Origin of the sequence: Spirosoma endophyticum, assembly GCF_900112365.1 — a bacterium.
In the GTDB taxonomy this organism is placed as follows: Bacteria; Bacteroidota; Bacteroidia; order Cytophagales; family Spirosomataceae; genus Spirosoma; species Spirosoma endophyticum.
In genome coordinates, this window is record NZ_FOLQ01000062.1 from 1 (window position 1) to 6,647 (window position 6,647).

8 protein-coding genes are annotated in these 6,647 nt (G+C 45.1%); 3 read left to right on the plus strand and 5 right to left on the minus strand.

The genetic code is table 11. The annotated features are described in order from the left end of the window. Positions 1–252: transposase (locus BM202_RS36230; protein WP_245776907.1), on the minus strand; the 252-nt coding region annotated here is incomplete at its 3' end. Between the two features lie 457 nt (positions 253–709). On the opposite strand from BM202_RS36230, the gene BM202_RS36235 reads away from it, so the two are divergent. After that, positions 710–1,891 (plus strand): outer membrane protein assembly factor BamB family protein, encoded by a 1,182-nt coding sequence (locus BM202_RS36235; RefSeq protein ID WP_093835449.1) that lies wholly within the window; start codon positions 710–712, stop codon positions 1,889–1,891. Positions 1,892–2,102: 211 nt separating this feature from the next. On the opposite strand, the gene BM202_RS36240 is transcribed toward BM202_RS36235, so the two are convergent. The 4 genes from BM202_RS36240 to BM202_RS36255 all read right to left on the minus strand — a co-directional run bounded on the left by BM202_RS36240 (position 2,103) and on the right by BM202_RS36255 (position 5,050). Beyond that, on the minus strand, positions 2,103–2,960 hold the full coding sequence (locus tag BM202_RS36240; RefSeq protein ID WP_245776943.1) for an alpha/beta hydrolase: 858 nt from the start codon (positions 2,958–2,960) through the stop codon (positions 2,103–2,105). A gap of 96 nt (positions 2,961–3,056) precedes the next feature. Further along, positions 3,057–4,007 carry a DUF6624 domain-containing protein gene (locus BM202_RS36245; protein WP_093835451.1) on the minus strand — a complete coding sequence of 317 codons (951 nt, stop codon included), beginning with the start codon at positions 4,005–4,007 and terminating at the stop codon, positions 3,057–3,059. Positions 4,008–4,030: 23 nt separating this feature from the next. Then, positions 4,031–4,168 (minus strand): hypothetical protein, encoded by a 138-nt coding sequence (locus tag BM202_RS37985; RefSeq protein ID WP_218160658.1) that lies wholly within the window; start codon positions 4,166–4,168, stop codon positions 4,031–4,033. A gap of 246 nt (positions 4,169–4,414) precedes the next feature. Beyond that, positions 4,415–5,050 (minus strand): hypothetical protein, encoded by a 636-nt coding sequence (locus BM202_RS36255; protein ID WP_093835455.1) that lies wholly within the window; start codon positions 5,048–5,050, stop codon positions 4,415–4,417. Between the two features lie 455 nt (positions 5,051–5,505). Between BM202_RS36255 and BM202_RS36260 the strand changes: the two genes are divergently transcribed. Next, positions 5,506–6,141 carry an ABC transporter ATP-binding protein gene (locus tag BM202_RS36260; protein WP_093835457.1) on the plus strand — a complete coding sequence of 212 codons (636 nt, stop codon included), beginning with the start codon at positions 5,506–5,508 and terminating at the stop codon, positions 6,139–6,141. Continuing rightward, positions 6,138–6,647, plus strand: a 510-nt coding sequence (locus BM202_RS36265; RefSeq protein WP_143100896.1) for a hypothetical protein, incomplete at its 3' end; no start/stop codon positions are given. The genes BM202_RS36260 and BM202_RS36265, both read left to right, overlap by 4 nt.

Below are 6,647 nucleotides of genomic sequence, written 5' to 3' on the forward strand. Positions count from 1 at the left end.
CGCTTCCAGGAACTCCTTACTCCAACGGTAATAAATGTTAGTATTGAGCCCTTCTCGCCGACAGATCTCGGCTACTGACTGTTCGCCTTGTAAGCCTTCCAGGACAATGCGAATTTTTTCTTCCGCGGTGTACTGTCGTCTGGTTTGTCGCTGGATGTCTTTGATAATGGATAAAGCAGGTTTACGCTCGGCAGATGTGGGGGTTGGAGAAGCTGCACGTTTGCCTTTGGAAGTTTTGGTTGAATTGGACATAATCAAGGAGGTTTGAGTGAAACAATTTACTGAATTGTCTCTTCCCATTCCCAACCCTTTTGTCCACTTTTACTTGACGACGTACACTAGCTGCTTAAAGAGTGATTTACGGGTGTCCTGCTCACTGGCTCTTCGATATGGCCTTTTTTAGGCGGACGCCTAAAAAAGGCCATATCGGCATTGTTTGATTGCTTAGATGACATCTTCTTCGTTTCACTTTATGGAGCGTTTTGGGAGATCTCACCATTAAATCCAAAATTCAATATCTGTCCAATGCTATCCGTCGAATACGTTACGCGTACTGGCTTTTCTGGTCATTACAATAAACGATCATAAAGGTTATGTCTAGTCCGCTGCCTTTCATTTTTAGGAGCGTTTTCTTTAAGAAAAAAAATCCTATTTGTACCATCAAATTAGTTGCACATAGAATCGACTGTCTTCTACCTTTGCTGGCTATATGCGCACATTCTTTCTCATTTTATTATCTCTAACTGGGTTTTTTAGTAGCTGTAAGAAACAACCAGATGCTGTAGTGCCCTCAGACAATGTCGTTTATTTCACAAGTCAAGACGGTAACCTCTATGCCCTCGATGCGTTGACAGGAAAACAGCGATGGAAGTACACGATAGACTCCGTCAACAACTTAACCTTTTCTACTAAAACAACTATTTCCTCCCCTATCTTTTACAAGGACCTACTTTATGTAGGCCATCATAATGGCAGCCTGCATGCTGTGGATGCTACTACGGGAATGAAACGATGGGAATTTAAGTCTGGAGCGTCTATTGATTCGTCCCCCACTGTTGTTGACGGCATTGTCTATGTGGGAAGTAATGACAAAAATGTGTATGCCTTGGATGCCCTTTCAGGGATGAAACGGTGGTCCTACACTACAGGAGGGATCGTGTATTCTAGTCCTACCGTTGTCAATGGTACCATTTATGTGGGTAGTTACGGGGAAACATTTTACACGGATAACAAGCTTTATGCTTTAGATGCGGAGTCTGGTGTTAAGAAATGGGAGTTTGATGTAGGTAGTCCTATTTTTTCTAGCCCGGTTGTCGAAAAAGGACAAGTCTATATTTCCAGTAGCCAAATAAGAAGTAACCCCAAGGATATTGTTGGTAAAATATTTTCCCTAAACGCGAATTCAGGGACTAAACAGTGGGAATACGTACGAGAAGAATATGGTGGCTCACCGTTGGTAAGTCCAATACTGTCTAATGGAACCCTGTTTTCAGCGGGTGATTTGATGGTGCAGGCTATTGATGCCACTACAGGAACAAAGAAATGGTCTACAGATCTACGTTGCAATTATTCTTCCAGCCCGGTTATCGTTGAGAATACCCTATATATAGGAGGTAATGAAGGCCATAATATGATTGCCATTAATACCATTACAGGGGTGAAGAAATGGGATATTTTTAAAGGAAGTTTTGATACAATAAGCAGCCCAGTGGTAGCCAACGATCTAGTTTATTTTGGTGGTGAACAGTTCTCTTTTTACGCGATCGATGCAGCGACAGGCCAGAGTAAGTGGGAGTTTAAGGCGAAAAGCTATGTTAATTCGAGTGCCGTAGTGGTCAAGGATGGAGAAATCTACGGAGCTTATTCTACAGATAGCGGTGCGACAAATTAATATTTCTAGTTGGCAATAAGACTAACTTACTTTAAGCGGTTCAAATATACTCTACTCAGATCCGTAAGATATTGATTGGTGTTGACAGTTATTGATATAAGCCGTTCAACTATCCACCCCCATTCAAGAAGTAGATTCATAGAACCTACCTCGTCTCAGAAGGAGCCTTATTAGAGAATGGTCAAGCATTGCTTGAATGTCAGCATACACGTCACCGTAGGAAAGAACGCAAAACCTTTATATACGCTTTGTTATTAACTAGCTCCGTGTGACCTTCCCCTTTCAAAATCACTAGTTGGTCGGTAGGCTTGAGATAGGTTTTCAGCTTGAGTGAGGAACCAGGATAGATCGCTTGGTCTGCATCGCCATGAATTAGCAAAATGGGCGATGTCGTCTGCTGGACAAATTGATACGTGGGCAGCTTATACCGAATCTGAGTGGTATCAACGCTAGGAACCAAATGATGCACCCAATCGGATATAGTGTAATAAGGAGCCTGTAAGATAAGCTGCTTAGGGTGGTTCTTGGCGGCAAGACCAGCCGCTAAGCCGGTCCCCATCGAATGACCCAAGATAATAATTTTATTTTCGGCATACATCCTTTTTAAGTAGTCATACACCGTCTGCATATCCTGGTGAAGTTGCGCTTCACTGGTGATCTTGCCTCCACTTTTGCCGTACCCCCGGTAGTCTAACATCAACACATCGTACTGGAGATGGGTGTAAGTGGGGGCCAATTTACCCCACACATTCAAAGCGTTATTACTACCATGCAGGTAAAGAATAACTCCCCTAGTTGCTTTGGCTTTGAAGAGCAAGCCACTGAGCTTGACCTGATCGGGTGTGAGAATAGTATGTTCCTGAAAGGGGTAGGGAAACACAAACCGATACCGGGGCGGCAATTTAGCCCCCGGAAACAGTTGTTGATTCAATTCATTCTGGGCGGTATGGGGCTGGGCCTGTCCTACTATCCAGAGGCCATGACTAAGCAGTAAGCTAACCACGACCCTTTTCAACAATTGACTTGTCATGCCCCAAAGATTCATGCCCAGGATCAGGAGTTGGAACAATACGTTGTAAAACTATACTCTCAGTTTAAGCAGCAGCTATAAGAAACCCCCTTCCACTCACAAGAGAGCGTTTTTTTGAGACTATTTATTGATTAGCTAGTTGTTGGGGAGCTTGTAGTCAAAACCCCAATGTTTAGCATAGGTTGCCAAAGGGGGTAAGCCCACTTCAGCACGGCGTTTATCTACATTTACTTCATCGTCAATAGGTTCAAAGCCTATTGGTTGGCCATTAGCATCGTTATGCACCTGCGAGCCATATAATTGTTTTTGCCCTTTTCTTACGCGAATACGGTCAATGGTTAGCGCCACGCTGGCTTTGGAAAGTTGGCCTTGGACAGCCGCTTCTTGCAACAAGGGTAGATATTTTTCTTGAACCTCCAGTGGGGCGTGTTGAATCACTAACCAAGCCGTTTCGTTTTGTTTTTCACCCACCAATCGTTTACCTGGATAGCCGTACTGAGCAATCATTCGCTCTACCTTGGGTAGATTTATCGAATCGACTTGCCGCATTTGCTCCCAGAGCGATTGAGCTTGCGTGGATTTAAACCCATATTGTTTGCCAATCGTGTCCAGCTGTAAACGGGGCCGTTGGTCTTCGATGAAGATCTGTTTCAACTCACGCTCTAGCGTAGGGTTACGACCTTCGGCAATCTTTTGTTGATCAATGTACTGGTGGAAAGCGGTTGCTAGGGGGCTATTCCGTAGACTATTTAGTTCGGGGGCCTCTTTTGGGTTTTCCCATACATCATCACTAATCCAGAAATCAATCGAGGCTGCTTGACGTAAATACCTCTGGGCTTGCGGTATTTGGTCACACTGGTAAGCACAAACAGCGGCTCGTAAGGTACTCAAGGCGCTCTTTTGAGAAATGGCAAAGGCCTTTTGGTACTCTCGTAGACAAGTGCGACAATCGCCCTTCTTAAGGGAGGTGAAGGCTTTCTCCACCGCGTGAACATACGCCGTATCTTGATTGGCATACGTGGTTTGGCAAAGCGCTATTGTCGTGGACCAACAGAGGAGCCCCCCAATATATAGACCCATTTTCATCGTGTCGTTCGTTTACCTATCGATCATTGCTTGTTCAGCCAGTTCATGTATTCTCCCGCTACCTCGTCGCCTTTATAGACTTTATCAATCACGTTCCCTTTATCGTCACGCACCAGTTGGAAAAAGGTATGATCATAATCCAGATAGGGCTTTAGTGTCAAATTCGTTTTACCTCGGCTAGCAAATTCAATGGGTAGTAGATCATTTAGATTTGATGATAAGTCAGCTGTACCATAGCAAATATAGATGGGTATACGTAAGCTTAATAAGTGCTCCAAGTTTTTACTCGTTGAGAACGAATAGGTTGCGTATGGTGTATCCCCACCTTCTGACTTGGTAGAGGTGGGGTTTTTCAACACCTCACGCCAGTATCCATACATACGTTCGATGGCTTCCTGGGCTTGTTGTTAGGTATACTCTCCCAGGTTGGCCCGCTCACGGGTTTCCCTCAGTTGCGCCTGCCATCTGCCCTCTAACAAACCGGAGAATCCAATCAGATGGGTAACTTTACGATTGGTAGCCGCCACTTTTATGGCGATTGGATAGCCTTCTGATCCTCCACAAATGGCCACTTTCGCTTTGTCGACAAAGGGTTGTTTGACCAAGTAGTTAATGACCTGATTGGTTTGATTCACATAGAAATCAAGGTAGTTGTGATCCAGGTATTTTTGGGAGGAAAATCGGGGGTCTCGCGTTTCGACCGTACGGGCCATCGTCGCCGAATCGGCCATCAAAGCGACGCCTGGTTTAGCAATCGCCACGATGTGATACTGGTTGAGGTAGTCCTTGACTTTGAAGGGGAATATAATGGCGGCAGTGCCGCGCTGGTAGCGGCCAAACAAAGGAATGGGCATGGAACCTTGCCGAAAAATAAGTAGCGGTTTGCGTTTCTTTAGCTCGTCTTGGTTGCCCACCACGATAAAGGTGGTGGTATCTTGGCCCGTCAAGATTCGAAAGACCGAGTACTGGTTATCAATGACGTCTTGACCAATTGTTTTGAGCGATACGCTCAGGAGTAGCAGACAGAGTATAGCCTTATTCATGCGCCCGTTATTCTATAATTGAGCACAAGTATTACGTTCCACCTATGGGAAGCAAGGTTTTTAACATCTGTTACAGATTTTTAACAATAAGTCTTTTTAAGCGACGAACCTGATGGTCTCTCAGGGGTTATTGCGCCACTATAACATCATGCCGTTACAAAGCGAACTAGCCAAACTATCGAGTGTAAAAGCGTCTTCTTAAACGCCCTTTTCTTGAAGCAGTCTGATACCATCCTTGTCACCTTAAGTGGGAGCGTTTTCGAGAAAGCAAGTAGTGGTGAGATCCAATCAATACTCAAACAATGTCAGGTGAACTCGTGAATCACACATAGGACACGCTTGCTAATCTGACCCCTCTAACCCATATTTCCGAACCAAAAGGCTGATAACTCAGAGCCATTCGTCTAAGGCCGCTTTCGACTTACCTCGGAACGGTTCTTCATTTTTTGTTCTCAATGCTACAAATCGACCAGTTTCGAAAAACGTACAATAATCAGCTCGTATTGCAAATTGATAGCCTTGCCATTTCAGGCGGTGTTTACTGGGTAAGGGGGCAGAACGGATCAGGCAAAAGCACGCTACTCAAAGCAATAGCCGGTATACTACCGTTTCAAGGCGATATTATCCTTAATCAGCGAGTTCATTCTAAGAAACAACCCGTAGCTTACCGGAAGTTGGTCAATTTTGCCGAAGCCGAACCCATCTTTCCCGAATTTCTAACGGGAATCGAACTGATTGAGCTCTTTAAATCCGCTAAAAAAGCGCCCCACCAGCAGGAGGCATTCTATGTAGAAACGATGCAGATGACTTCCTATGTCAATCAGCCCGTGCGTACCTATTCCAGTGGTATGCTGAAAAAGCTTTCGCTCGTGTTGGCTTTTCTAGGGCAGCCTACCTGTATCCTCTTAGACGAACCGTTGACGACACTGGATGCCGACTCACTGCCAATTCTGTATTCGTGGATTGATCGGTTTTGCCACCAGCCGGAAACAATGGTTCTCTTATCATCACACCAGGCCTTTGAAGGAGCGCTTCTTCCCACCGTACGGGAACTACTGGTTGAGAACGCTACCATCCGCTATAAACCATGAAAAAACCGGTGATACGCGTATTGCTTAAAGTCGTAGCCAGCGGTTTTTACCAGGAACATACCGGCTTATTGCTCGCCTTGTTTATTCTCATTTTCTGTAATTTCTTTTATACCAGCGTGCTGAATCAGACGCACCTGACTCAGCAACAAATTACTCTGAATGCCTTAAAACTAGTCCTCACGACCGTGAGTGAGCCACTAGGAGTAGTCTTTCTGTTAAGCCTATTTTTGCTCTACAGTGTGAAATGCGGGCAGTACGTGGCCCGACGAGTGAAACAGGTGGATGTTCAGTTTTTAGCCTACAGTATCACGGCCTTATCGTGGGGGCGACAGCTACAGGCCTGGTTTGTGGTTCAACTGGTGATGTCATTGCCCATTGTTGGCCTAGGGCTATTTGCTATGCTAATCGGCTTTACGTTCGGCCATCGGCTTATCCCTCTCCTGATACCAATTTACCTACTAGGGCTGATTGGGTCTGTTGCGGGCTACTACACGTACTTGCTCAAC

What these genes read in the sequence shown, in the direction of transcription:
- BM202_RS36260 (WP_093835457.1), top strand. Translation starts at nt 5,506, where the DNA reads ATGCTACAAATCGACCAGTTTCGAAAAACGTACAATAATCAGCTCGTA.
- BM202_RS36255 (WP_093835455.1), bottom strand. Translation starts at nt 5,050, where the DNA reads ATGAATAAGGCTATACTCTGTCTGCTACTCCTGAGCGTATCGCTCAAA.
- BM202_RS36235 (WP_093835449.1), top strand. Translation starts at nt 710, where the DNA reads ATGCGCACATTCTTTCTCATTTTATTATCTCTAACTGGGTTTTTTAGT.
- BM202_RS36245 (WP_093835451.1), bottom strand. Translation starts at nt 4,007, where the DNA reads ATGAAAATGGGTCTATATATTGGGGGGCTCCTCTGTTGGTCCACGACA.